The 26114-nt window shown below is 66.2% G+C and carries 25 protein-coding genes and 1 tRNA gene; 5 read left to right on the top strand and 21 right to left on the bottom strand.

Annotation, left to right across the window (positions count from 1 at the left end):
• Position 1: 1 nt before the first annotated feature.
• The 13 genes from rpsC to rpsL all read right to left on the bottom strand — a co-directional run bounded on the left by rpsC (position 2) and on the right by rpsL (position 9689).
• On the bottom strand, positions 2-709 hold the full coding sequence (gene rpsC / locus FHY04_RS09935; protein WP_031393759.1) for a 30S ribosomal protein S3: 708 nt from the start codon (positions 707-709) through the stop codon (positions 2-4).
• Positions 709-1086, bottom strand: a complete 378-nt coding sequence (gene rplV / locus FHY04_RS09940; RefSeq protein WP_037529220.1) for a 50S ribosomal protein L22 — start codon at positions 1084-1086, stop codon at positions 709-711. The genes rpsC and rplV overlap by 1 nt, the downstream gene beginning before the upstream one ends.
• On the bottom strand, positions 1086-1361 hold the full coding sequence (gene rpsS, locus FHY04_RS09945) for a 30S ribosomal protein S19 (protein WP_031393761.1): 276 nt from the start codon (positions 1359-1361) through the stop codon (positions 1086-1088). Before rpsS ends, rplV begins: the two co-directional genes overlap by 1 nt.
• Before the next feature lies 1 nt (position 1362).
• On the bottom strand, positions 1363-2202 hold the full coding sequence (rplB, locus tag FHY04_RS09950; protein WP_031393762.1) for a 50S ribosomal protein L2: 840 nt from the start codon (positions 2200-2202) through the stop codon (positions 1363-1365).
• A gap of 4 nt (positions 2203-2206) precedes the next feature.
• Entirely contained in the window at positions 2207-2521 is a 315-nt protein-coding gene (locus FHY04_RS09955) for a 50S ribosomal protein L23 (protein WP_031393763.1), read from the bottom strand.
• Complete coding sequence (gene rplD, locus FHY04_RS09960) at positions 2514-3140, bottom strand: 50S ribosomal protein L4 (RefSeq protein WP_183936302.1); 627 nt, start codon at positions 3138-3140, stop codon at positions 2514-2516. Before rplD ends, FHY04_RS09955 begins: the two co-directional genes overlap by 8 nt.
• Before the next feature lie 2 nt (positions 3141-3142).
• On the bottom strand, positions 3143-3889 hold the full coding sequence (gene rplC, locus FHY04_RS09965) for a 50S ribosomal protein L3 (RefSeq protein ID WP_056406239.1): 747 nt from the start codon (positions 3887-3889) through the stop codon (positions 3143-3145).
• Positions 3890-4176: 287 nt separating this feature from the next.
• Positions 4177-4485: a 30S ribosomal protein S10 gene (gene rpsJ, locus FHY04_RS09970; RefSeq protein WP_007406109.1), complete on the bottom strand. Its 309-nt coding sequence runs from the start codon at positions 4483-4485 to the stop codon at positions 4177-4179.
• A 224-nt stretch (positions 4486-4709) separates the two neighbouring features.
• Positions 4710-5258 carry a GFA family protein gene (locus FHY04_RS23045; RefSeq protein WP_221211726.1) on the bottom strand — a complete coding sequence of 183 codons (549 nt, stop codon included), beginning with the start codon at positions 5256-5258 and terminating at the stop codon, positions 4710-4712.
• Positions 5259-5277: 19 nt separating this feature from the next.
• Positions 5278-6471, bottom strand: a complete 1194-nt coding sequence (gene tuf, locus FHY04_RS09980) for an elongation factor Tu (RefSeq protein WP_031393767.1) — start codon at positions 6469-6471, stop codon at positions 5278-5280.
• A gap of 106 nt (positions 6472-6577) precedes the next feature.
• A complete protein-coding gene (gene fusA, locus FHY04_RS09985; protein ID WP_031393768.1) occupies positions 6578-8674 on the bottom strand; it encodes an elongation factor G in 2097 nt (698 codons plus the stop codon).
• Between the two features lie 123 nt (positions 8675-8797).
• A complete protein-coding gene (gene rpsG, locus FHY04_RS09990; RefSeq protein WP_031393769.1) occupies positions 8798-9268 on the bottom strand; it encodes a 30S ribosomal protein S7 in 471 nt (156 codons plus the stop codon).
• A gap of 49 nt (positions 9269-9317) precedes the next feature.
• Positions 9318-9689: a 30S ribosomal protein S12 gene (gene rpsL / locus FHY04_RS09995; RefSeq protein ID WP_010164594.1), complete on the bottom strand. Its 372-nt coding sequence runs from the start codon at positions 9687-9689 to the stop codon at positions 9318-9320.
• A 314-nt stretch (positions 9690-10003) separates the two neighbouring features.
• Here rpsL and FHY04_RS10000 point away from each other — a divergent pair.
• The 3 genes from FHY04_RS10000 to nusG all read left to right on the top strand — a co-directional run bounded on the left by FHY04_RS10000 (position 10004) and on the right by nusG (position 11464).
• A tRNA-Trp gene (locus tag FHY04_RS10000) sits at positions 10004-10080 on the top strand.
• Between the two features lie 640 nt (positions 10081-10720).
• Complete coding sequence (gene secE / locus FHY04_RS10005) at positions 10721-10918, top strand: preprotein translocase subunit SecE (RefSeq protein ID WP_031393770.1); 198 nt, start codon at positions 10721-10723, stop codon at positions 10916-10918.
• Between the two features lie 9 nt (positions 10919-10927).
• Positions 10928-11464: a transcription termination/antitermination protein NusG gene (gene nusG / locus FHY04_RS10010; protein WP_031393771.1), complete on the top strand. Its 537-nt coding sequence runs from the start codon at positions 10928-10930 to the stop codon at positions 11462-11464.
• Between the two features lie 68 nt (positions 11465-11532).
• Here nusG and FHY04_RS10015 read toward each other — a convergent pair whose 3' ends face one another.
• The 8 genes from FHY04_RS10015 to FHY04_RS10050 all read right to left on the bottom strand — a co-directional run bounded on the left by FHY04_RS10015 (position 11533) and on the right by FHY04_RS10050 (position 21991).
• The gene (locus FHY04_RS10015) at positions 11533-12459 is read right to left on the bottom strand and encodes a glycosyltransferase family 2 protein (RefSeq protein WP_183936303.1); all 927 of its coding nucleotides are present in this window, start codon (positions 12457-12459) and stop codon (positions 11533-11535) included.
• A complete protein-coding gene (locus tag FHY04_RS10020) occupies positions 12456-13358 on the bottom strand; it encodes a polysaccharide pyruvyl transferase family protein (RefSeq protein ID WP_183936439.1) in 903 nt (300 codons plus the stop codon). The genes FHY04_RS10015 and FHY04_RS10020 overlap by 4 nt, the downstream gene beginning before the upstream one ends.
• 2 nt (positions 13359-13360) lie before the next feature.
• Complete coding sequence (locus tag FHY04_RS10025) at positions 13361-14434, bottom strand: glycosyltransferase (RefSeq protein ID WP_183936304.1); 1074 nt, start codon at positions 14432-14434, stop codon at positions 13361-13363.
• Positions 14431-15351, bottom strand: coding sequence for a glycosyltransferase family 2 protein (locus tag FHY04_RS10030; protein ID WP_183936305.1), 921 nt, complete (start codon positions 15349-15351; stop codon positions 14431-14433). The genes FHY04_RS10025 and FHY04_RS10030 overlap by 4 nt, the downstream gene beginning before the upstream one ends.
• 64 nt (positions 15352-15415) lie before the next feature.
• Positions 15416-16528, bottom strand: coding sequence for a glycosyltransferase (locus FHY04_RS10035; RefSeq protein ID WP_183936306.1), 1113 nt, complete (start codon positions 16526-16528; stop codon positions 15416-15418).
• A complete protein-coding gene (locus FHY04_RS10040; RefSeq protein WP_311724407.1) occupies positions 16525-18402 on the bottom strand; it encodes an HAD family hydrolase in 1878 nt (625 codons plus the stop codon). Before FHY04_RS10040 ends, FHY04_RS10035 begins: the two co-directional genes overlap by 4 nt.
• Positions 18403-18701: 299 nt before the next feature.
• Positions 18702-20735 (bottom strand): alpha/beta fold hydrolase, encoded by a 2034-nt coding sequence (locus FHY04_RS10045; RefSeq protein ID WP_183936308.1) that lies wholly within the window; start codon positions 20733-20735, stop codon positions 18702-18704.
• 134 nt (positions 20736-20869) lie between these two features.
• Positions 20870-21991: an alpha/beta hydrolase gene (locus FHY04_RS10050; protein ID WP_260171437.1), complete on the bottom strand. Its 1122-nt coding sequence runs from the start codon at positions 21989-21991 to the stop codon at positions 20870-20872.
• Positions 21992-22105: 114 nt separating this feature from the next.
• Here FHY04_RS10050 and FHY04_RS10055 point away from each other — a divergent pair, with 114 nt between their 5' ends.
• Together FHY04_RS10055 and FHY04_RS10060 are read left to right on the top strand one after the other, a co-directional pair.
• Positions 22106-22861, top strand: coding sequence for a Crp/Fnr family transcriptional regulator (locus FHY04_RS10055; RefSeq protein ID WP_183936310.1), 756 nt, complete (start codon positions 22106-22108; stop codon positions 22859-22861).
• Between the two features lie 91 nt (positions 22862-22952).
• Complete coding sequence (locus FHY04_RS10060) at positions 22953-26111, top strand: helicase-related protein (RefSeq protein WP_183936311.1); 3159 nt, start codon at positions 22953-22955, stop codon at positions 26109-26111.
• Positions 26112-26114: the final 3 nt, after the last annotated feature.

The following is a 26114-nucleotide window of genomic DNA, read 5'->3' on the forward strand; positions in this document are numbered from 1 at the left end:
CTTAGCGACGATCGTCGCGCTGCGGCCGCACGCCGGAGGTCTGAGCCTCCATCATGATGCGGTCGTACGACGTCGGATCGTTGCCGAGAATCTCGCCCTTGAAGACCCAGACCTTCACGCCGCAAACGCCGTAAGACGTGTGCGCCGTAGCCTCGGCATAATCGATGTTCGCGCGCAGCGTGTGCAACGGAACCCGACCCTCACGATAGCTCTCCGACCGTGCGATCTCGGCGCCGCCAAGACGGCCGCCGCAGTTCACGCGGATGCCTTCGGCACCGAGACGCATCGCCGACTGAACCGCACGCTTCATGGCGCGACGGAAAGCGATACGACGCTCGAGCTGATCGGCGATGCCCTGTGCAACGAGACGCGCATCGACTTCCGGCTTGCGGATCTCGACGATATTCAGCGACACGGTCGACGACGTCATCTTGCCGATCGTCGAACGCAGCTTCTCGATGTCCGCACCCTTCTTGCCGATGATCACGCCAGGGCGTGCAGCGAAGATGGAGATGCGGGCCAGCTTGGCCGGACGCTCGATCACAACCTTGGAGATCGCAGCCTGCGGCAGCGTCTTCATGATATATGCGCGGATCTTGAGATCCTCGAGCAGGAGCCGACCATAGTCGGCGCCTTCGGCGTACCAGCGGCTATCCCAGGTACGGTTGATCTGCAGACGCAGACCGATGGGGTTGCTCTTCTGACCCATTATGCTTCTTCCTGCTCGCGCACGACGATGCGCAGACGGCTGAATGGCTTGAGGATGCGGGTCGACTTGCCGCGGCCGCGGGTCGCGAAGCGCTTCATCGTGATCGACTTGCCAACCGATGCCTCGGCGACGACCAGCGAGTCGACGTCGAGGTTGTGGTTGTTCTCCGCATTGGCGATGGCCGAGGCCAGCACCTTGCGGGCTTCGATCGCCATGCCCTTGGTCGAGAAGGCGAGGATGTTCATCGCATCGCCGACCTTCTTGCCACGGATGAGCGCAGCCACGAGGCCGAGCTTCTGTGCGGAACCGCGGATCTGCGTACCGACCGAAAGCGCCTCGTTGTCCGCGACCTTGCGCGGGCTGACTTGCTTAGACATCAGCGCTTGCCCTTCTTGTCGGCGGAGTGGCCGGGGAAGTAGCGCGTGGGCGCGAACTCGCCCAGCTTCATCCCGACCATGTCCTCGTTGACCGAGACCGGCACGAACTTGCGGCCGTTATAGACGTTGAACGTGAGGCCCACGAACGACGGCAGGATCGTCGAGCGACGCGACCAGGTCTTGATCGGCGAACGCGCGTTGGTGTCCTGGGCGGTTTCTGCCTTCTTGAGCAGATGAAGGTCCACGAACGGACCCTTCCAGACTGAACGAGCCATGTTAGCCCTTCCTCTTCGTCGAATGACGCGACCGGATGATCATCTTGTCGGTCGATTTGTTGTGACGCGTGCGCGCACCCTTCGTCGGCTTGCCCCACGGCGTGACCGGATGACGGCCACCCGAGGTACGGCCTTCACCACCGCCGTGCGGATGGTCGACCGGGTTCTTGGCGACGCCGCGCGTCAGCGGACGAATACCAAGCCAGCGCGAACGCCCTGCCTTGCCCAGGTTCTGGTTCTGGTTGTCGGGGTTCGAAACCGCGCCAACCGTCGCCATGCAATCGCTGCGGATATAGCGCTGCTCGCCCGAGTTCAGGCGGACCATCACCATGCCCTTGTCGCGACCGACAACCTGCACATACGTGCCGGCCGAGCGAGCGATCTGGCCACCCTTCATCGGCTTCATCTCCACGTTGTGGACGATGGTGCCGACCGGCATCTGACCGAGTTCCATGGCATTGCCCGGCTTCACGTCGGTCTTCTTGGCCGCGAGGACCTTGTCGCCGACGGCCAGACGCTGCGGCGCCAGGATGTAGGCGAGCTCTTCGTCCGGGTACTTGACCAGGGCGATGAACGCGGTGCGGTTGGGATCATACTCGATCCGCTCGACAGTGCCTTCGACGTCCCACTTGCGACGCTTGAAGTCGATGTAGCGGTACTTCTGCTTGTGACCGCCGGCGATGCCGCGCGAGGTCACATGGCCCTTGTTGTTACGACCGCCGGTCTTGTGCTTGCCTTCGGTCAGCGCCTTGACGGGCTTGCCCTTCCAGAGCGACGACTTGTCGACCAGGATGAGACCGCGGCGTGCCGGCGATGTCGGATTATAATGCTTGAGTGCCATGGCCTCAGATCCCCGTCGTCACGTCGATGGACTGACCGTCCTTCAACGTCACGATTGCCTTTTTCATGTCCGAGCGCGAGTAGTTCGTGCCCTTCCACTTCTTGGTCTTGCCCTTCTGGACGAGCGTGTTCACGCCGACGACGTTCACGTCGAACAGCGCCTCTACGGCCGCCTTGATCTCGGGCTTCGTGGCGTCGTTGGACACCTTGAACACCACCGCGTTGTGCTCCGACAGGGTCGTCGTCTTCTCGGTGATGTGCGGGGCCAGGATAACGTCGTAATGACGATTATCGATGCCCGCCTTCTGCTTCTTAGCCATGGAAGCGCGCCTCCAGCTTTTCGACAGCGGCGCGCGTCAGCACCAGCGTGTCATGCTTCAGGATGTCGTAAACGTTCGCGCCGGCTGCCGGCATCACGTTCACTTCGTACAGGTTGCCCGCAGCGAATGCGAAGCTGGTGTCGACCATGTCGCCGTCGATGACGAGCGCACGCTTGCCGAAGCCGAGCTTGGCGAGATCGCCCTGCAGCGTCTTGGTCTTGCCACCCTCGACAGCCAGGCTGTCCATGATGACCAGCGAGCCCGCCTTGGCGTGGCTGCTGAGTGCCATGCGCAGACCGAGCGAGCGAACCTTCTTGTTCAGCGACGGGTTGAAGTCACGGACGCGAGCGCCGTGAGCCTTACCACCACCGATGAACACGGGCGCGCGACGATCGCCGTGACGTGCGGTACCGCCGCCCTTCTGGCGACCGAACTTCTTGCCGGTGCGAGCGACGTCTGCGCGCTCACGGGTGCCACGAGCCGTCTCGCGACGCTTCTCGAGCTGCCAGGTGACCACACGGTGCAGGATGTCGGCGCGCGGATCGAGACCGAAGATCTCGTCGTTGAGTTCGATGTCCGCGCCCTCGGTGCCGGCGAAAGATGAAAGCTTGATCTTCACGCTCAGCCCTCCTGGCCGTCGGCTGCAGGTGCGTCGGTCGTTTCGGCCGGCGTGTCTGCTGCGGTGTTGCTGTTGGCGGTCTTGAGACCGGCGGGGAACGGTGCGTCGGCGTGGCGCGCGACCTTCACCGAGTCCTTGACGAAGAGCCAGCCGCCCTTGGAGCCAGGAACCGAACCCTTGACGAACAGGAGACCACGCTCGACGTCGGTCGATACGATCTCGAGGTTCTGCTGGGTGCGATACTTGTCGCCCATGTGGCCGGCCATCTTCTTGTTCTTGAAGACCTTGCCCGGATCCTGGCGCTGACCCGTCGAACCGAGCGAGCGGTGCGAGACCGACACGCCGTGGGTTGCCCGCAGACCGCCGAAGCCCCAACGCTTCATGCCGCCCTGGAAGCCCTTACCCTGGGTCTTGCCCTGGATATCGACGATCTGGCCTGCGACATAATGGTCGGCCGAGATCTCGGCGCCAACGTCGAGCAGGCCGTCTGCGTTCACACGGAACTCATGGACGACAGCCTTGGGCTCCACTTCGGCCTTGCCGAAATGGCCGCGCTGCGGCTTTGCGACATTCTTCGACTTGGCAACGCCTGCACCAAGCTGGACGGCCGTGTAGCCGTCACGATCCATTTCGCGAACGGAAATGACCTGATTGCCTTCGAGTGCCAGAACGGTGACCGGCACGTGCCGACCATCTTCCTGGAACAGGCGGGTCATCCCCATTTTCTTCGCGATCACGCCAGTACGCATGATCTTGTCCCTTCCTAGACAGAGGCCCCGTCGGACTATTCCTCAGGGGCTTGCGGACCATGTCCGGAGCAAGCTCCTTGATGCATCCACCTGACCCCATCCCCGGCAAAAGCCCTGAATGGAGTCGGATCAACCCGGTAAATACGAAACGCGCCCCGTCCCGGGCTGGTGTTCCTGCTGACGCAGGAACGTGACGGGGGACGCTGCCCCGTCGGTTTGCACCGACGGCGGTATCCCAATGTCGAACGGCGCGGGACCGTTACCGGTCGACCGCGCCGCGCTCGCCCTTAGGCGAGCTTGATCTCGACGTCAACGCCAGCGGCGAGGTCCAGCTTCATCAGCGCATCGACCGTCTGCGGCGTCGGCTGGACGATATCCAGCATACGCTTGTACGTGCGCACCTCGAACTGCTCGCGCGACTTCTTGTCGATGTGCGGGCCGCGGTTCACGGTGAATTTTTCGATGCGCGTCGGAAGGGGAATCGGACCGCGGATGAGCGCGCCGGTGCGGCGTGCGGTGTCGGCGATGTCGCCGGTGGCCTGATCGAGCACGCGGTGATCGAACGCCTTCAGACGAATGCGGATATTGCTGTCCATAGTCCCTACCGATGCGAAAGAGCGGGCCCGTTTCCGGGCTCTTGCTGGTTGATGTTTAAACCGAAGGCGGGCCATTACGGGAGAGTCGCCGAAAAGGCAACTAGGGCGACGACGATTTTAGGCCGCCCATCGCGGCGGCGATAGGCTCCATGACTACCCTCACCCAACCCCTATGACGCTACCTCGGCCTAGGGCGGGCGCCCGATCAGCCGGATAACCGACGCCTACACGCGTCCTTTGGCGAAATGCTGTACTTCCCCTGGTAAGGTCACCCAGTGATGCATCGATTCCTCCCAGACAGAGCGAACGGGAGCTGGGAAAGCACGATCGGCAATTGCGCCCACGGCGACCCCGATCATCGACGGGTGCTTGACGGTCCTCGCATAGACCGTTGATCCGCACTCTGGGCAGAAGACCGTCTCGAAGCGATTGCCTTCGTCCGTCGCCCGCTCAAACCGTTTGCCCTCACCTCCGACTGTGAGCAGCTCCTCGGGATAATAGGCGAGAACACCAAAGGGCGATCCGCTTCGGCGCTGACAGGCGATGCAGTGACATGCCACCACGGCAGGCGATGGCCCCGGAAGCTCGACCGTGAGTCGACCGCACTGACATTGCGCACGCATAAGTCCCGCCCCCCGTGGCGTGCCTAATCTAGCCGTTTGCCAGACCCTGGCAATTGCCTGCTTGCCGCCCAACGCTCTGACGACGCTGCGGCCGCCCCCGAACACGAAAAAGCCCGGCCTCTCTCGCGAGAAGCCGGGCTCTTCGATCATCTCCCGAAGGAGAAGATGCTTACTTGTCGATCTGGCTGACGACGCCTGCACCGACGGTACGGCCGCCTTCGCGGATCGTGAAGCGCTGGCCCACGTCCATGGCGATCGGTGCGATCAGCTTGATGCCGAGCGACACGTTGTCGCCTGGCATGACCATCTCGGTGCCCTCAGGCAGCTCGACGGTGCCGGTCACGTCCGTCGTACGGAAGTAGAACTGCGGGCGGTAGTTGGCGAAGAACGGCGTGTGACGGCCACCCTCTTCCTTCGACAGCACGTAGACTTCCGAGTTGAAGTCGGTGTGCGGCTTGATCGTGCCTGGCTTGCAGAGCACCTGGCCACGCTCGACTTCGTCGCGTGCAACGCCGCGGATCAGCGCGCCGACGTTATCGCCAGCCTGGCCCTGGTCGAGCAGCTTGCGGAACATCTCGACGCCCGTGACCGTGGTCTTGCGAACGGTCGGGTGGATACCGACGATCTCGACTTCCTCGCCAACCTTGACGATGCCGGTCTCGACGCGGCCGGTGACAACCGTACCACGACCCGAGATCGAGAACACGTCCTCGATCGGCATCATGAACGGCTTGTCGAGCGGACGCTCGGGCTGCGGAATGTAGTCGTCGACAGCCTGCATCAGCTCGGTGACGGCGTCGGCGCCGAGCTTCTGGTTCGAACCCGACAGCGCGCAGGTTGCCGAACCCTTGATGACGGGGATGTCGTCGCCCGGGAAGTCGTACGAGCTGAGCAGCTCGCGGATTTCCATCTCGACCAGCTCGAGGATTTCCTCGTCGTCGACCAGATCGACCTTGTTCATGAACACGACCATGGCAGGCACGCCGACCTGGCGTGCGAGCAGGATGTGCTCACGGGTCTGCGGCATCGGGCCATCGGTCGCCGAAACGACGAGGATCGCGCCGTCCATCTGGGCTGCGCCGGTGATCATGTTCTTCACATAATCGGCGTGGCCCGGGCAATCGACGTGCGCGTAGTGACGGTTGGCCGTCTCGTACTCGACGTGTGCGGTCGAGATCGTGATGCCGCGCTCGCGCTCCTCGGGAGCCTTGTCGATGTTTGCGAAGTCGACAGCGGTACCGCCGGTCGTCTCGGCGAGAACCTTCGTGATCGCAGCGGTGAGCGACGTCTTGCCATGATCGACGTGACCGATGGTGCCGATGTTGAGATGCGGCTTGTTCCGCTCAAATTTTGCCTTGGCCATTGTTTCCTACCTTCTGATTCGTATTCCGGTGCCACACCGGGAACCGCGCGAACGCGGCCCCATAGCGGCTGTTAAAGCCTGACGCTAGCCCTACCCCCTTAAAGGGTTAGGCCAGTTTCGCCTTCACCTCGTCAGCGACGTTCTGCGGCACTTCATCATAATGCGAGAACTGCATCGAGTATTGCGCGCGGCCCTGCGTGAACGAGCGGAGCGAGTTCACATAGCCGAACATGTTGGCCAGTGGCACCATCGCCTCGACCGTCTGCGCGTTGCCGCGGCTGTCGGTGCCCTGGATCTGGCCACGACGGCTGTTCATGTCGCCGATGACGTCGCCCAGATAGTCCTCCGGGGTGACGACCTCAACCTTCATGACCGGCTCGAGCAGCGTGATGCCCGACTTCTGCGCGACTTCGCGCATTGCGCCACGTGCACAGATTTCGAACGCCAGAGCCGACGAGTCGACGTCGTGATACGCGCCGTCATACAGCACGATCTCGAAATCGATGATCGGGAAGCCGACCAGCGAACCCGACGCGGCGGTCTCGCGGAAGCCCTTCTCGATCGCGGGCAGATATTCCTTCGGAATGTTGCCGCCCTTGATCTCGTCCTTGAACGTGATGCCCGAACCGCGCTCGCCCGGCGTGACCTTGACCTTCACGCGACCGAACTGGCCGGTGCCGCCCGACTGCTTCTTGTGCGTGTAGTCGACGTCGACCGGCTTCTTCAGATATTCGCGATACGCGACCTGAGGAGCACCGACATTGGCCTCGACCTTGAACTCACGCTTCATGCGGTCGACCAGGATCTCGAGATGGAGCTCGCCCATGCCCTTGATGATGGTCTGGCCCGACTCGGGGTCCGACGACACGCGGAACGACGGGTCCTCGCGTGCGAGACGATTGAGCGCGACGCCCATCTTCTCCTGATCGGCCTTGGTCTTCGGCTCCACCGACAGCTCGATCACGGGCTCGGGGAATTCCATCCGCTCGAGGATGATCGGTGCGTTCATCGCGCAGAGCGTGTCGCCCGTGGTCGTGTCCTTGAGGCCTGCGAGAGCAACGATGTCGCCCGCGAACGCTTCCTGGATGTCCTCACGGCTGTTCGCATGCATGAGCAGCATGCGGCCGACCTTTTCCTTCTTGTCCTTGACCGAGTTGGTGACCTGCGATGCGGTCTCCAGCTTACCCGAATAGATGCGGGCGAAGGTCAGCGTGCCGACGAACGGATCGTTCATGATCTTGAACGCCAGTGCCGAGAACGGAACCTCGTCCGACGAAGGACGCTCGTCCGGCGTCACGCCGTCGAGCTTCAGACCCTGAATCGCGGGAACGTCGAGCGGCGACGGCAGATAGTCGACCACGGCGTCGAGCAGGGGCTGGACGCCCTTGTTCTTGAACGCCGAACCGCAGACCACGGGGACGAACGCCATGCTGAGCGTACCCTTGCGGATCAGCTTCTTGAGGTCGGCGACGCTGGGCTCGTTACCCTCAAGATAGGCTTCCATCAGAGCATCGTCCTGCTCGACAGCCATCTCGATCAGGTCGCTGCGATACTTCGCGGCCTTGTCGGCCATGTCCGCCGGGATGTCCTGATATTCGAACTTCGCGCCCAGGCTCTCTTCGAGCCAGATGATCGCGCGGTTCTCGACGAGGTCGACCAGGCCCTTGAAGCCGCCTTCCATGCCGATCGGCAGGTACAGGACCGCCGGGCGCGCACCGAGACGCTCGATGATCGAGTCGACGCAGAAGTAGAAGTCGGCACCGGTGCGGTCGAGCTTGTTGACGAAGCACATGCGCGGCACGCCGTACTTGTCGGCCTGACGCCACACGGTCTCGGACTGCGGCTCGACACCGGCAACGCCGTCGAAGCACGCGACCGCGCCGTCGAGGACGCGCAGCGAACGCTCGACTTCGATCGTGAAATCGACGTGGCCCGGGGTGTCGATGATGTTGATAAGGTGCTCTTCACCCTTACCTTCTTCGGCGCGCCACTTGCAGGTGGTTGCAGCCGACGTGATCGTGATCCCGCGCTCCTGCTCCTGCTCCATCCAGTCCATCGTCGCGGTGCCTTCATGCACTTCGCCGATCTTGTAGGACTTGCCGGTGTAATAGAGGATGCGCTCGGTCGTCGTCGTCTTGCCGGCGTCGATGTGCGCCATGATGCCGATGTTGCGGTAACGGTCGAGCGGATGGCTGCGGGCCATGATCGTGCTTCCTTAAGGATATGGGGAGCCGAACGTGCCGGCTCCCCAATATATAGGTGTTTGCGTTACGGGCGAAAGACCGCCCGTGACACGGTTACCAATGCTAGGCTTCGAAGCCCGCTGTTACCAGCGGTAGTGCGAGAATGCACGGTTGGCTTCTGCCATCCGGTGCGTGTCTTCGCGCTTCTTGACCGCGTTGCCGCGGTTGTTGGCCGCGTCCATCAGCTCGCCCGACAGCCGTGCGGCCATCGTGTTCTCGCTGCGCGAACGGGCCGCACCGATCAGCCAGCGGATTGCCAGCGCCTGTGCACGCTCGGGACGCACTTCGACGGGAACCTGGTAGGTTGCACCACCGACGCGACGCGAACGGACTTCGATGCCCGGCTTCACGTTGTTGAGCGCATCGTGAAAAACGCCGATCGGGTCGCGCTTGGCGCGGCTCTCGACGGTTTCGAATGCACCGTACACGATCAGCTCTGCGACGGACTTCTTGCCGTCCAGCATGACGCTGTTCATGAACTTCGACAGAACCTCATCCCCGAACTTGGGATCAGGCAGGATGACCCGCTTTTCGGGACGACGACGACGTGCCATTTTATATTCCTTCTAAACTTCAGCCTGTGTGATCAGATACCTGATCGGCTTACTTCGGACGCTTGGCGCCGTACTTGGAACGCGACTGACGCCGGTCCTTCACACCCTGTGTATCGAGCACGCCGCGCAGGACGTGATAGCGAACACCGGGAAGATCGCGGACACGACCGCCACGGATCAGGACAACCGAATGCTCCTGAAGATTGTGGCCCTCGCCCGGGATGTAGCTGATGACTTCGCGCTGGTTGGTCAGGCGAACCTTGGCCACCTTGCGCAGAGCCGAGTTCGGCTTCTTCGGGGTCGTCGTGTAGACGCGCGTGCAAACGCCACGCTTCTGCGGGTTGGCTTCCATCGCAGGGACCTTCGACTTGGCCTTCTGCGGATCGCGGCCCTTGCGGACCAGCTGGTTGATCGTCGGCATTGAAGCCTTCACCTTTCAAATGGTTACTTTGCTGGAGCCATTGAGGCGCCTGAGAATACAAAAAGGACCCTAGGAAGCGCAAAACGCTCCTCAGGCCCTGGAATGCATCCAGCAATGTTCAAGCATGCCCGGCGGGAAAGACTCCCGAAGAACAGGGCGCGCCTATAGGTCAGGAGTCAGCCGCGGTCAACACGGGGATCACCCCCCCTGCCCTGAAGCCGACGCCAGATTGGTTGCACGTTCGACAATCGTGCATCGGGCATGAACAGGTGCTTGCCCTGCCGCGGACATGGCGCTAGAGCCCGCCACCGCACAGGAGTGTAGCTCAGTTGGTTAGAGCGTCGGTCTCCAAAACCGAAGGCCCTCGGTTCGAATCCGAGCACTCCTGCCATATCTTCTCACATCGCCGTCGATATGCATCTCTGACCACCGGGTCAGTGATCAGCAAAGCCGCCTCCATCGCGATTGCACAAAACGCATTTCATAATGCAATTTGCGCAGTTGTGAAATCCGCTGCTGCGATGCACAAAGACTGTGCCTTTCAGGCATCCTCTCCTAAAACTTTTACGGCCGGTCTTTGACCGGCCTTTTTTTTGGTCTGCGCGCTGATATACCGATGACGGTCCGTCACGCCGGCAAACATAACAGAAACGCAGGAGAGGCGCCGCCGGCAAGACCGGCACCGGTTGACGGCCGGCGGGGGAGAGGGCGCAAACGCCCGCCCCCGCGCCTTCCGGTCCCGCCTTCCACGCATCCCCTTATGCTTCCAACCGTGTGCGAAAGGCCGGTGCATCGCGGCTTACGCGCTGCCGAGTCGGGCCATAACGGGCACGCCTGGCGGACGCTGCCGCCCCGCCCCTTGCGTTCCGTCGGCGTGGAAGCTATCTGCGCCGCCATCCGACAGCGAGACGGACGCATGCCCGACCCCTTTGACGGGGCCCTATTGATGGGGCGACCCTTCACAGGGAGCGGGTTATGGGTCTATGCCTCGCTTCTTTTCATGTCTCCATCAGGCGGGTTCGAACAGCACCGTGGCTAAAACGTCCCCACTCGAATTCATCCGGCAGGTCCGCACCGAAACCTCGAAGGTTACGTGGCCGACGCGTCGCGAGACGATCATGACCGGGGTGATGGTCGTCATCATGACGACGATCCTCGCGCTCTTCTTCTTCGGCGTCGACTCGATCCTTCAGGCGATCGTCACCGCCCTCCTGAAACTCGCTCAATAAGGTCCGCACATGGCGCGCTGGTACATCATTCACGCCTATTCGGGTTTCGAGGGCAAGGTCCGCGACTCGATCATGGCAGAGGCGACCCGTATGGGTCTCGAACAGCTCGTCGAGCAGATCGAAGTCCCTACCGAGACGATCACCGAGGCCCGCCGCGGCAAGAAGATCGCGGTCGAGCGTAAGTTCATGCCGGGCTATGTGCTCGCCAAGCTGAACATGAACGACGACGTCTATCACCTCGTCAAGAACACCCCCAAGGTGACCGGCTTCCTCGGCAGCATGGGCAAGCCGCAGGCGATCAGCGAGGCGGAAGCCACGCGGATGCTGAACAGCAAGGAAGAGGCCGCGGCCGCTCCCAAGCAGAAGGTCAAGGTCGACTACGAAATCGGCGATCAGGTCAAGGTGCTCGACGGTCCGTTCGCGAGCTTCAACGGTCTGGTCGAGGAACTCGATTTCGACCGCAGCCGCGTCAAGGTGTCGGTGTCGATCTTCGGTCGCGCGACCCCGGTCGAGCTCGAGTTCGAGCAGGTCGAACGCTCGAAGTAATCACCGCCTGAGCCTGAGGGCTCAGTCTGGACAATCGATCATGGGCCTGATGCTGCGACGCCACGGCATCAGGCCTTTTCGTGTGCGTTTGAAAGCCGTACCCGCGCCGTAAGCCCGTGCCCGGCATAAGCGAGAAAGCCGCGCAGCATGTGGCGCAGGCGGAACCTGTGAAACCGCCGGATATAGGGAAAGGGCCGCGTCCCCGCGCGGGTCTCGCCGAGCGCATCGCCAAGGTCGCGGCGGATCGCCCCCAGGATCCGCCGGTCGCTCAGGATGTGCTTGGCGTAGAGCGCGCCGTCGCCATAGCCATAGCCCGCGAGCAGCGCGATCACCTGATCGGGCCGGCAGCGCCCGTGATGATGCTCGACGACGAAATACGGGTCATAGGCGACGACCACCCCGGCCGCGATCGCGCGGAACAGGAAATCCGTATCCTCCGCCGCCACGAACCGCGCGCCCGCGCCGAACCGCGTATCGAACGGCCCCGTCCGCGCGATGACGTCGTGCGTGAAGGCAAGGTTCGCGCCCATCACGAACCCGCCGGGAAACGCGCCCGGCACCGGCTCCATCGGATGATCCTCAAGCTTCAGCGTCACCGGCAGGTCTGCGGCATCGCCCGGCAGGATCCGCCCGCCGACGATCGTCGGCGTCGCAACCCCCGCGAACCGGCGGACCAGCGCGAGCAGATAGTCCGGCTTGAGCACGCAATCGTCGTCGGTCATCGCGACGATCCGCCCGCGGACATGCGCCAGCCCCAGATTGCGCGCCCGCGCCAGCCCCGCGAGTGGTTCGGCCAGCAGCAGCACGGGAAACGCCTGCTCCGCCTGCCAGGCCGCCAGCCGCGCCGCGGTGTCGTCGCGGGACCCGTTGTCGACCACCACCATTTCGACCGCCACGTCCCCCGCAACGCCGACCGCGCGCGTCACCGAGTCGAGCGTGCGCGACAGCGACGCCCCCCGGTCGCGCGTGCAGATCAGCACACTGACGTCGATCATTCGCGCAGCAGCAGCGGCGACGGCGCGGTCCAGGCGGCGATATAGGCGGACAGCTTGCCATAATCATTGTCGAGCGCGACGTGTGGGATGCCCAGCAGCAGCGCGAGGATATGCGCGTGCAGCCGGTCAGTGACGATCTGCCGCCCGCGCGACAGGAGCGTCAGCCCGCGCGCGACCCGCGCATAAGCCAGTCGCTCATAGTGCGCAGGACGCGGCGCCCCCACCTCCCATACGGGCAGCACGCCGTCCTCCAGCCAGTCGAGCACCACCGCCCCCTCCGGCACCGGCCCGCGATCCCCCGCCACGCGCTCGTCATCGGTCCGCATCAGCATCAGCAGGTCGCAATCCGCCGGCCCACGCGGCTGCGCCCCCAGCGCGAACGCGGAATCGGGCGCGAGCGTGACCGGGCAGGACAACCGCTGTGCGAGGTCGAGGCTCTGCGCATCGCGGACATAAAGGTGGAAATCGGGGTGCGCGGCGACGCAGGCGGCGAAGCGGTCGAGCCCCTCGCCGGCGCGGAAATGGATCGACTGGGGCAGCTGGACGATCGTCCGGTCGCGAAACTCCGCCAGCATCGCCTCGCGAAAATGCTGATGATGCGGCCAGATATCCCCCAGATTGCCGCCGCCGTGCAGGAACACGACCCCCGCCGGGCTGTCGCGGCGAAACGCGTCCGCGTCGAACGCGTCCCAGGTACAGACATGATCGGGATCGCGCCCGGTGATCGCGCGGAGCATCGCGATCTCGCCCAGCCAGATCGCGCTGTCGCCGACATTGGCGTGATCGGGAAAGTCGAGCAGCGCATAGCGGTCACCGGGCCCCACATGCCGCCGGTACAGCGCCGCCAGCGCCGCCTGCTGCACCGTAACGACGTCATCGCCCCGTATCCGTGCAGACATAGTCACGCGACCATCTCCGCCTTGGCCGCGCATACCTCCGCATACAGCGCCTCGCACCGGTCGAGCCAGCGGTCGCGCGTGAACAGCCGTTCGACCCGCGCACGCGGTACATCGCGCGGGATCGCCATCGCCGCAGGGATCGCCGCCGCCAGCCCCTCGACGTCGCCCGGCGCTGCAAGGCACCCCGCCTCGCCCACGACCTCGCGCGCGGCTCCCATGTCGAATGCGGCGACCGGCAGGCCGCACGCCATCGCCTCCGCCGCGACCAGCCCGAACGGCTCGTCCCAGCACGGCGTGAACAGGAACACCGACGCCTGCCCGAGCGCCGACGCCAGCGCCGCGCCGTCCAGATGTCCGCCATAACGGACGTCGGGTCCCAGATGCGGCGCGACCTCGGCCGCCCAATAGTCCGGATCCTCGATCTGCCCGTACAGCGTGATCGCCACACCCGCGCGCCGTGCCGCCTGTACCGCCAGATGCGGCCCCTTGTTCGGCGTCATCCGTCCCGACCAGACCGCGCTGCCGTCCCCTGCGGGCGAGAACCGCCACGCGGCGGGGTCGATGCCGTTGTGCAGCACCGACGCCTCGGCAGGCGCGCCGTCCGGCCACCAGGCGCTCAGCTGCGACTGCGACGTCACCGTCAGCCGGTGCGTCGGCGACGGGCTCGCCTTCACGAACCAGTGCAGCGCGTCATAGGGCGGCACGTGGAGCGAGGTGACGGTCGGCACGATCGCGGTCCGCTGCGGCTCGATGGGGAAGCGGCTCAGGCTGTTGTTGTGCACCACGTCGAACCGGCCCGCCGCGATCCTCTCGCACGCCGCGATATAGCCCTGGTCGACGTGCGCGATCAGCGGCGCCGACCCGCGATGCTCGGCCCAGGGAAACACGCGCTCGTAATGCTGGGGCAGCACCGGATCGATTGCGAAACGGGGATCGCTGTCGCCGCTCGCGAACAGCACGACGTCATGACCGCGTGCCTGCAGCCCTTCCGCCAGATACCAGCTGTGCGATTCCATCCCGCCCATGAACGGCTGCGCGATCCGCTGGCGGACGTGCGAGAGCAAAGCGATCCTCACGCCGCCGCAGCACTCGCAGCGACACGCTCTTCCAGCAGCCGGATGACGCTTGCGGTATTGGCATAGGGCTGGTGGCTCTGCTGTCCGGTCAGCGCGAGATCCGCGTCATCAGGGCGGCGGAGCACGCGGATCGGCTGGCCGGGCCGGTCGTCGATCAGCCCCATCAGCCGGAATGCGTGCAGCCAGTGCCCCATTGTCCGATAGCCCCAGCGCGCCTCGAACAGCTCGGCATTGCGGATCACACTGTCGAGATGATGGACCGGCGGCATGTGGTGCGGGTGATATTGATGATGCGCCAACCCGCCCTTGATCCACGCGATCGGCACGCCCGCGGTGTCGAGCACCTTGCCGAAATCGGTATCCTCGCCGCCATAGCCGTTATAGCCCTCGTGGAACCCGCCGACCGCGAGGAAGGTCGCACGCCGCATCGCGAAGTTGAGCGACCAGAAACAGCGATAGTCGCCGCACGCCTCGATCCCCTCGGCAGGCGGGCCGCGTCGGTCCGAATGCCGCACCGCGACTGCCGCGAAATCCTCGCTGCGCCAGTCCCCCTTCGTCGCGCCGCCCGGCAGGTACATCACCTCGCCCATCAGCAACCCGTCGTAGGTTGCAAGGTGCCCGGCATAGTCCGCGACCAAGCCCGGCGCCGGGATACAGTCCATGTCGAGGAAGATCAGCCCCTCCCCCGTCGCAGTCCGCGCCGCCAGGTTGCGCGCAGCGGCGAGCGGCAACGCCTCGCCCGCGATCATCAGCTGGCGGACCGGAAAATCCGTCTCGGGCAGGACATAGGGCTCGTCCTGCATCACCGCGACGATCAGCTCGCGCGGCGGGGTCGTCTGTCGCGTGAGCCCCAAAACCAGATTGTAGAGATGCTCGGCCCGCCCCTTGGCCAGCGTGACGATCGAGATAGCGGACATGGGCAGGGCTCCAATGGGATCGGGGGGACAGGACGGAACAGGGTAATGACGGGGGCAGAACGGATCAGGCCGGGTGCGGTGCCGTACCCCAGAGCCGCGCCGCCAGCGCCTCGAGCCAGCGCGCGGCATCGTCGGCGGGGGCATCGGCGATCATCGCGCGCTGCCGTTCGGGACGGTGCTGCGCATAGGCGGCGTCGATCGCCTGCGTCCACGCGTCCGCCGACGACGGCAGATGCGGCCGGATGCACGCGACCCCCGCCGCGCCGAGCGCGTCCGCCTTGCGGTGCTGCTCGTCGAAATAGCGCCATTCGGGCACGGCGATCCACGGCCGCGCCGCCGCCAGGATCTGCTGGCAGGTCGTGTTGCCCGTCGACGCGATCACCAGATCCGCCGCCGCGACATAGTCCGCCGCATTCTCCACCCAGCCGCGATGTTCGATATTGGCGGGCTCGGTCGCATGCCAGTCGCGCACGACCGGCCCGATCGTGATCCAGCGCGCGGCAGGCCGGCTGCGCGCGCCGACGCCCAGCGGCGCCTGCCCGAACCCGCTGCCGCCGCCGCCGGCCATGACGAGGATCATCTCCTCGCGCTCGCCAATCACCAGCCGCTCCCGCGCCGCGCTCCGGTCGGGGCCCCGCGTATCGACCCCCAGCCCGCCCGCGAAACACGTCTTTTCGACCATCGCCGCGTCCCAGTCGGGCTGGGCGAGATCGACGTGGAACGCGGCGAGCAGCCCGGCGGCGCCGTCATAGGCCGCGCGGTGCCCGGCATCGCCGCGGTCGCCATGCTGCAGCACCTTGACGTGCGGGACGCTGCAGATCCGCGCCAGCTGTGCGATCTCCGCCGACACGTCGCAGATCATCAGCGCGGGGTCCGCTTGCGCGAACCAGTCGGCGATCGTCGCCATCGCGCTTCGGATCCCCGGCCAGCCGAGCGGCGCGCAGTGCAGCGTCGCCGGCGTCGCGACCCAGTCCATCGCCACTTCCTGCCCGGTCGGTTCGAACAGCGACGGGATCGTCACGATCCGCGCCTGCGCCGGCAGCGCGGGGAAGATGTCGTCGCGCGCGCAGAATATCGTCACGGGACGCGACGGCGGCAGCGCCTGCAGGATCGCGGCACAGCGTTCCGCATGCCCGCGACCCTGATGGTGGACGAAATAGCCGAACGGACGCGTCATGCCGCGACTTGCACGGCCGGCGTGGTCAATCCGAGCCGTGCCAGCCCCTCGACCAGCCCGGCGGCATGGTTGCGCGTGGCGCGATGCAGCCCGGGACGCGCGGCAAGCGTCGCCAGTTCATCACTCGCATTGGCGACGACAATCGCGAACCCGCATGCGTCGAGCATGTCGAGGTCATTGCCGCTGTCGCCCGCTGCAATGCAGTCGTCGAGCGTCAGTCCCAACCCGGCCGCATAGGCCGCGATCGCCGCCGCCTTGCCGCCGCCGGGGGACAGCACGTCGATCAGCCGGCCGTGCGAGAACACGACCCGCGCTGCAAGCCCCGCCTGCGCCAGAGCCGCGCGGATCTCTGCAGCGTCGGCGGCGTCGCCAAAGAAGCTGAGCTTGTGCGCGCCCTCGGTAACGACCGGCTGGGCACAGATGCCGAGCGGGGCAATCGCCGCGCGTACCGCCGCCCGGTCCCAGTCCTTATCGAGCGCGGCAGTGAACGCTGCGCAGCACTGCCACCCGCCATGCGCCGCTGGACGGAGGATCCGCGTCCCGACGTCGACGATGAATGCGTCCGGCTCGGGCAAATGCCACTGCGCCAGCACCGCGCGCGCCTCGGCGAAGCTGCGCCCCGTCGCGACCACGAACGGCAGGCTGCTGCCATGCCGCCAGCGTGCGAACGCCGCTGCGCCGTCGACCGACCCGGTCAGCGTATTGTCGATGTCGCAGGCCAGCAGAGCGGGTTGGCGCCGTAATGCCGCATAGATCCCGACAGCCGACCCGGCATAACGCCGCCAGTCATACGCCGCATTCCCCACGCGTGCCGCCCGGCTCAGCCGCGCATGAAGTCCGGCGTCTCCGATCACCGCGCGGCATGCCGCAGCGATTCCCGCCTCGTCGCGCGGATCGACCAGCAGCCCGTGACCGATCTGCGCGACGATCTCCGCTGGCCCTCCGTTGCGGGTCGCGACGACCGGAACGCCGGCCGCTGCCGCTTCGATCAGGGTCAGCCCGAACGGCTCGTGCAGCGCCGGGTTGACGAACACGCCGCCTGCCGCCGCTCGCCGGTACAGCGCGGTGACGTCCGCCGCATCGTGCCGCGGCGGCAAGGCAAAGCGCCCACGCAGCGCAGGACTAGCGGCAAGCGCCTGCAGTTCGCCCAGCACCGCCCGTTCCTCGCTCGACGATTGGCCCCCATGTTGCCCAGCGAGGATCACCAGATTCGCACGGTCGTGCAAAACCGGATCCGCCGCGAACGCGCGAACAAGGGCCGCGAGGTTCTTCTTCGCCACCGGTCGCGCGATCGCCAGCAGGATCGGAAGATCCGGCCGATCGAGCCAGTCTTCCAAGCTGTCGACCAGCGTCACCGTGCCTCCTGTATCGGGACGGCGGGGTACGCCTGGCGGGACGCAGTGGATCCGGCCCGCGACCTCGACGCCATAGGCCGGGACCTGCCGTTCGGCCTCGTCCCGCGTCGATACGATCAGCGCGTCTGCCGCAGCGATCGCGGTGGTTTCCGCCGCAATCCGCGTGTCGAGTTCGGCTCCGCCAAGGCCCTGCCGCCGCTTGTCGATCGCCAGCGCATGCGGCGTGTACACGAACGGAATGCCGAACCGGCGGCGTGCCTCGATCGCGACCGCTGCGGCATCGGCGAAATGCGCATGGATGACGTTGGGCATGACCGCCTGTCCGGCGATGTGACGGCAAAACGCCTCGGTGAATGCAGGCAGGTCGGCGGCGAGCGCCTCCTTTTCGAGATAGCGGTCGTCGCCACTATCGACCCGGTCGATCGTCAACCTGTCGGTAATGCGCTCCGATCGCTGGCCATGCACGGATGGCAGATCCGCAGACCGGAACAACCGGGTAACGATCGAGACCCGGTCCACGCCGGGAAGCTCTGCCTGAACCAGCGCTGCGTCGACCACATACGCAAGATGCCCCCCGGAGTCGGCGGTAATGCCGAAGTCGATGGGCGGCGCTTTCAGGCAGCCCCCGAGGGCCAAATGGAGAATGAACAAGGCGACCCCGTATCGTTAGTATGGCGAAACGACACGCCACGACATTCGATCCCGGGGTGCGCGGTTATCGCGTTGCGCTATGTTAACCCTGTTGCAATCTGACGTTTTCTGCCGCTGCCGGACAGCGGCGCCCCGGCATGTCTGCATGCCCGGGGCGCCCGTTTATGTCACCGCACCGGGTCGAATGCGAACAATGCGGTCGGCAGCGATGCCGGCGCACCCGGCTTGAACCAGCTGGTGTCCTGGATATGGCTCGCGGTCACATAGATCCGCCCGTCGGGCCCTTCGGAGAAGGTATCGGGCCAGCGCAGCCGCTTGTCGGTCAGCACCGGCTCGACGTGATCGCCGACCAGCCGCGTGATGCTGTCGTCGGTGGGCGACGTGATGTACAGCACCCCCGCCTTGCTCATCCACAGACCGTCCGCGACATGCGTCTCGGCGATGGTCTTTACCCCCGCCGCCTGCTGCGCTGCGCTCACGCCCTCGCGGAGCAGCCCGGTATCGATCGCGTACAGCGTCTTGCCGGTGAGTGCCTGGTAATACAGCGTTTTGCCATCGTTCGAGATCGCGATCCCATCCGCGGAGAAGGCCGGCTGGCGGCCATCGGGGCGGACCAGCGGCTTGCCGTCGGTCATGACCGTCACGCTCTTGTCGATCTGCGTCGAGCCATGCCCGTCGAGCGCGCGCATACCCTTGCCGCTCTCCAGGTCGATCACGATGATCGCGCCGCGCGTGCCCGAATCGGTGATGTAGCCGGTCTTGCCGTCGGGCGAGAAGCGGATGTCGTTGAGGTACGTACCCTGCAGCGCGACATCGGGCGCGACCTTGATCACCTTGGTCACGCGGTTCGTCGCCAGGTCGATCCTGACCAGCTTCGGCGCGCCCTCGAGCGGCTTTTCGTTACCCGGCGCGCCGGGATCGAGCACCCACAGATTGCCGTGCCCGTCGGGCACGATCGACTGGACGCAGACGAAATAGTCGCCGACCGGCAATTCGCTGGCGCGGGCGTTGCGCCAGCTGTTCCACGTGTCGTCGGGATAGGCCTTGAGCTTTCCGTCCGGCAGCACCTCGGCGACCGAGATCGGCGCATCGTCGGTCCAGCGCGGAAAGTTGACGAACCGTCGTCCGTCTGCGGTCACCGCGACGCCGGTCACCTGGTGGTCGAACGTCGCCACCTGAGTCAGCGGGCTCGCCGCGGTCTTGGCCTGTGCGACGCCGGCCGCGGTTGCGGCGGCGGCGAGTGCGAACAGCGCGGCGCCTGCGAGAAGGGGTTTGAACTTGGACATGTCTTGGCTCCGGTAAATCGTGTCGGACAAGGTGGCGGGATCGCCGGTGAACAGCGTGACGAGCAGGTCGGCGACCGCCTCGGGCCGCTCACGCTGTGGAAAATGGCCGACGCCCGGCAAGGTGACGAAGGCAAAGGGGCCCGAGAATTTCTCCGGTACCGCGGTGGTCGCGCTCGGCGGGTTCACCCCGTCCTCCGCACCCTGAATGTACAGCGCGGGCAGCGACAGCGTCTCGCTCGCCTTTACCGCTTCCTCGAGCCAGACGCTCGCGGGATCGGGCGCCGCCTCGTCCCAGCGCGCGCGATAGCTGTGCAGCGTGACGTCGACCCAGTCCGGATTCCCGAACGCGCGCGCCACTCGCGCAAAGGTCGCCTCGTCGAACCAGCCCGGCGGCGACCAGTTGGTCCAGTGGACATGCGCGAACCCCCTGGGATCGTCGCGCACCGCCTGCGCGCCGCGCGCGGTGGCCATGAACCAGTGATACCATTGCCGCTGAGTCTGTTCGAACGGCGGTGTCGGCATGCCACCCAGTCGCGGCGGCGTCGCGAGCATCGCGATCCGCTGCACCCGCTCGGGCCAACCGACCGCCAGCGCCTCGGCGATGTTCGAGCCCCAGTCATGCCCCGCGACCATGAAACGCGCGATCCCCAGCCCGTCCATCAGCGCAATCGCGTCCATCGCCAGGACCGCGCTGTTGCCCGTGCGCGGCGCATCCGCCGCCACGAACCGCGTCTCGCCGAACCCGCGCAGCGTGGGCACGATCGTCCGCAGCCCGGCTTCGTGCAGCGCGGGCAGGACGTCGTCCCAGGTGGAGGAATCATCGGGCCAGCCGTGCAGCAACAACACCGCGTCGCCCTCGCGCGGGCCCGTATCGGTATAGGCAATTGCCAGCGTCGGCGTCGTCATCACGGGCATCTCAGCGCTCCGCCATCGGCAGGGCCACAACCGGCCCGAACGCACGATAGCGGGGCGAAGAGGCATGGGTCGTCGACGTCATGGCATTACTCGCTGCAAAAATGGGAGGGAGAAACTATTCCCCTCCCAACGCATCAGCGCTTCGCAGGAGCCATGGCGAACGCCGCCTTCAGCCGTGCCACCGCGAGATCGTTCGCATCCTTGGCGCCGCGCATGATCGTGCCCATGCCGAAGAATTCATGCGTCACGCCCGGGAAGGTGCGCTGTTCGACCTTGTCGCCCGCCGCGCGCATCGCCGCGGCCAGCGTCTCGCCGTCCGACCGCAGCGGATCGATCTGCGCGTTGATGATCGTCGTCGGCGGCAGCCCGCGCAGGTTCGCCCCGACCAGGTTCAGCCGCGGATCCTGCGCATCCGCCTTGCTGGTCTGGTAGTAATAACCGAACCACGGCAGCATCGCGCCGTTGAGCGGCTTCGCATTCGCCGAATCCCGGCGCGACGGCAGCGTCTTGCTGCTGTTGGCGATCGGATAGACCGAGACGATGTGCAGCGGCGCGGTCAGGCGATTGTCGCGGGCATAGATCGCCGTCGCGACCGCCAGATTACCGCCGGCGCTCTCGCCCGCAACCGCGATCTTCGCCGGGTTGCCACCCCATGCCGCGGCATTGGCCAGCGTCCAGCGATAGGCCGCCGCCGCGTCGTCATGCTGCGCGGGGAACTTGAACTCGGGCGCATGACGATATTCGACCGACACGACGATCGCATTCAGCGCCTTTGCCATCGCGCGCGGTGCCGCGTCATAGGTCGCGACATCCGCGATCACCCAGCCGCCGCCGTGATAATAGACCACGACCGGCAGGCCCTTGGCATTGGCGGCGCTCGCCGGCTTGTACACGCGGGCGAACTGCTTGGCGTCGCTGCCATAGGGCATGTCCTGCGTCGTCACCGATGCGTCGGGGGTCGTTGGCATGCCCTTCTGTGCCATCACCGCCTTGGCGCCATCGGCAGCCGAGGGCTGCTGGCGTGCTTCGGCGGGCGTCAGCGTCTCGATCGGCTTGCCGCCGAGACCGGCCAGCGCGTCGAGGACGGCCTGCATGTCGGGTGCAGCCTTGGCCGGCGCCATCTTCGTGGCGGGCGGCGGGGGCGGCGGCGGCGCGGTGTCGCTGCGCGCCGACTGGGCGAACGCGGTGCCCGGGATGATTACGAGCGTCGATGCAAACACGCCGGCGAGCAGCGTCCGTCGAATGGAATGTGTCAAAATTGCCTCCTGTATCATTGAGAGGCGCAACCCCGGCGGCGGCGTGGGAGTTGCTGTACGAAACCGGACGAAGACCGGATCGTATTGAATTCGTGCAGTGTTTCAGGGGGCGTGATGGCGGGCGACAATCGACTGGAGACCATCAACCGGGATGGGGCTGGCGACGCGTCGTCGGCACGCGGCACAGAAAACCGGCTGCTTCAGCGCTTGAGCCCCACCGACTTCGCACTGATCGCCCCGCATCTCGACCGCGTCCCCTTTGAGGTCGGCGCGTCGCTGACACGGGCGGGCGACCGGATCGAGACGCTCTGCTTTCCCGAGGAGGGGATCGCCGGCGTGCTCGACGCGCTCGAGGGCGATCATCGGTTCGCGGTCGGGCTGATCGGTGCGGAGGGCTTTGTCGGCTGGTCCGCACTACTCGGCGACGACCGCTCGCCCTATGACGTCGTGATGCGCGCCGAACAGGGCGTCGCGCTGCAGCTCCCGCTCGATCGCTTCCACGCCGCCGCCGCGCAGAGCGACACGCTGCAGCTCGCGCTGCTCCGTTTCGTGCAGGTGTTCATGACCCAGATGGGCCGCACGATCGTATCGTCGCTTGCGCATTCGATCGAGCGACGCATGGCGCGCTGGATCCTGCTCTATCACGATCGCATCCGCGACGACGCGATCTGCATGACGCATGAGGAGTTCCGCCTGATGCTCGGCGTCCGTCGCAGCAGCGTGACCGAAGCGCTGCACCGGCTCGAGGAGGAGCATGCGATTCGCTCGGTCCGAGGCCGCGTGCTGGTCCGCGACCGCGACATTCTGATGCGGATGGCGGGCGACACCTATGGCCATGCCGAATCCGAGTATCGACGCCTGCTCGGTTGAGCCGGTCGGAACATTTCGTGCACGGATCACGGAACGAGCCGGTCCGCATACCGTTCATTCAATGGGCGCCAACGGCCCGACCGGAGGGGCCATGCTGAAGCGTACCGACCATATCGACCTGCCGGGCGACACGCGCGCCGCACCGGCAAAACTGCCCGCGGCGATCGTCGTTGCCGAGCTGCTGACCGCCGGGATCGACCGTGCCATTCTGGTGGTCGAGGACGAGGCGCGCGCCGAGGCAATCGCCTGTCTCGCGGAGGGGTTCGCCCCTGCGATGACCGTCGTCCATCTCGTTGCGAGCGATGCGCTCCCCGGCGACTCCGCGCCGCCCAGCGCCGCCAATGTCGGGCGCCGGGTCGAGGCGCTGCGCCGTCTGCGCGCCGCGACCGCTACAGCCTCGACCGGCCCGATTCTCCTCGTCCTCTCCGCCGAGGCGAGCGCAGTCCGCTATCCAGCCCCCGCCGCGTTCGACGAGGCACCACCGGTGTTCCGCGTGGGCGACACGATCGACATCGCCGCGCTGCCCGCGCTCGCCGACACGATCGGCTACACGATCGATGACCGCGTCGACGAACCCGGCGAGATCGCGATCCGCGGCAGCGTCGTCGACCTGTTTCCAGCCGACCGCGCGAACCCTGCCCGGATCGAATTCGACGACGATTCGGTTATCACCGAAATTCGCAGCTATGACCCGGTGTCGCAGCGCAGCCTCGAGACGCTCGACGCGGTAATCGTCGGTCGCGCCTGCGAACCCGATCTAGGTGACGGCGTCGCGATCACCGAGCATCTACCCGACGCCGCGCTCCATTTCGACCCTCTGGTCGACGACCGCCGCACGCGCTTCCTCGCGCTTGCCGCCGACGGCACCGCGGCGCGTCAGGTCAAGGCCGCGCTGGTCGACGCCCGCGCCTGGAACAAGGCGACCGCCGGCCGCCAAATCCTCGCCACCGACACCCCGGTCGAACGCACCCCGCGCTTCATCGAGCGGCGCGATCCGGTCCGCGCATTCCGCCGCTTCGCGCGTTCGGTGATCGCCGACGGCCGGCTCGCGATCGCCGGGTCCGCGCGTGACCTCCGTTTCCTCGCATCGCGGCTCGGCGTCGACGCCGAACACGTTGACAGCCTTGCCGAGGCGGCGGCCGCACCCGTCGGTTCGGTGTCACTGCTCTGCGCTCCGCTCGACCAGGGCTTTGTCCATGCCGATCTCACCATCGTCGCCGCCGCCGATCTGCTCGGCAGCCGCGCACGACTGGACGACGGCCCCGGTGTTGGCGTTGCGGCCTTTGCCGAAGGTGCGACGCTGCAGACCGGCGACATTGTCGTGCATGAGGATCACGGCATCGGTCGCGTTCTCGGGGTCGAGGCGCTGCCCGACCTCGATGGCGTCGCGGCCGACGCCATCGTGCTCGACTATGCCAAGGGCGCCCGCCGGCTCGTACCCGTGCATGAAGCCGATCGCATCTGGCGTTATGGCGCAGACGCGGATGCGGTGACGCTCGACACGCTCGATGGCGGAAGCTGGACCAAGCGTCGCGCTGCGATCGACACCGCGATCGCCGAAAGCGCACGTGCGCTTCAGGCGGTTGCCGCCGAACGCGACGCGCGGACGACGCCGCCGATCGTCCCCGATGTCGCACTCTACGAACGGTTCGCTGCGGGCTTCCCCTTCGCCGAGACCCCCGACCAGGCGCGCGCGATCGCCGCGGTCCGCAGCGACCTCGCCAGCGGCAAGCCGATGGACCGGTTGATCGTCGGCGATGTCGGCTATGGCAAGACCGAGGTCGCAATTCGCGCCGCCGCGCTTGTCGCGCTGGCCGGTCGCCAGGTCGCGATCGTCGCGCCCACCACGGTGCTGATCCGCCAGCATCTCGAAACGTTCCGCACGCGCTTTGTCGGCACCGGGCTGGAGGTCGCTGCACTGTCTCGGCTGTCGACGCCTGCCGAGCGCAAGCGCGTCTGCGCCGGCCTCGCCGACGGGTCGATCGCGGTCGTGGTCGGCACCAGCGCGATCGGCGGCAAGGGCGTCGTCTTTGCCGATCTCGCGCTGGTCGTGATCGATGAGGAACAGCGGTTCGGCGCGAAGGCCAAGACAGCGCTGCGCGACATGGGCGCGGGTCACGTCCTCACGCTCAGCGCCACGCCGATCCCACGCACGCTTCAGTCGGCGATGGTCGGCATCCAGGCGATCTCGGTGATCGCGACGCCGCCCGCGCGCCGCCAGCCGATCCGCACCATCGTCGCGCCATTCGACGACGCCGCGGTCCGCAAGGCGCTCCGCCGCGAACGCGCGCGTGGCGGCCAGAGCTTCGTCGTCGTGCCGCGGATCGATGACATCGCCCCGCTCGCGAAGACGCTCGCGCGGCTCGTCCCCGAACTCGGCCTCGTCATCGCGCACGGCAAGATGGACGCCGCCGAGCTCGACGACGCCATGGCGGGCTTTGCCGCGGGTGACGGCGACGTGCTGCTCGCGACCAACATCATCGAGGCGGGGCTCGACGTGCCGCGCGCCAACACGATGATCGTCCACCACGCCGACCGGTTCGGCCTGTCGCAGCTCCACCAGCTGCGCGGCCGGGTCGGACGCGGCGGCCGGCGCGGCCAGATCCTGCTGTCGACCGACGGTGAGGCCATGATTGCCGAGGCGACGATGAAGCGCCTGCGCACGCTCCAGGCGTTCGACCAGCTCGGCGCGGGGTTCGCGATTAGCGCGCGTGATCTCGACATGCGCGGCGCGGGCGATCTGGTCGGCGAGGATCAGGCCGGCCACATGAAGCTGATCGGTATCGACCTCTACCAGCACCTGCTCGGCCGCGCGCTGAAGGCCGCGCGTGGCGAACCGGTCGATCAGTGCCAGCCGGTGCTCAATCTCGGCGTCGGCGGCATGCTCCCCGAGGCGTGGATCCCCGAAACCGACCTGCGGCTGACGCTCTACGGCCAGCTCGCGCATCTGACCGACATCGCCGCGCTCGACGCGTTCCAGGCCGAGCTCGAGGACCGGTTCGGCGCGCTGCCGGACAATGCCGTCCGCCTGCTCGAATGCGCGCGGATCCGCGCACTCGCCGCCGCCGCCGACATTCGCCAGATCGATGTCGGCCCGGGGGCCATCGCCTTCACCCCGGGGAATCCGACCGCCGCCCTTCCGGCGCCGTTCGAACCGGCGAAGCGCCGCTGGCTGGTCCGCGAACGGATCGAGGATCCCCTCGCCCGCCTCGATCGCGTCCGCGAGCTGCTGAGCGACCTGTCGGAGTGACGC

The sequence above is a fragment of the Sphingomonas sp. BK481 genome (assembly GCF_014194875.1).
GTDB lineage: Bacteria > Pseudomonadota > Alphaproteobacteria > Sphingomonadales > Sphingomonadaceae > Sphingomonas > Sphingomonas aerolata.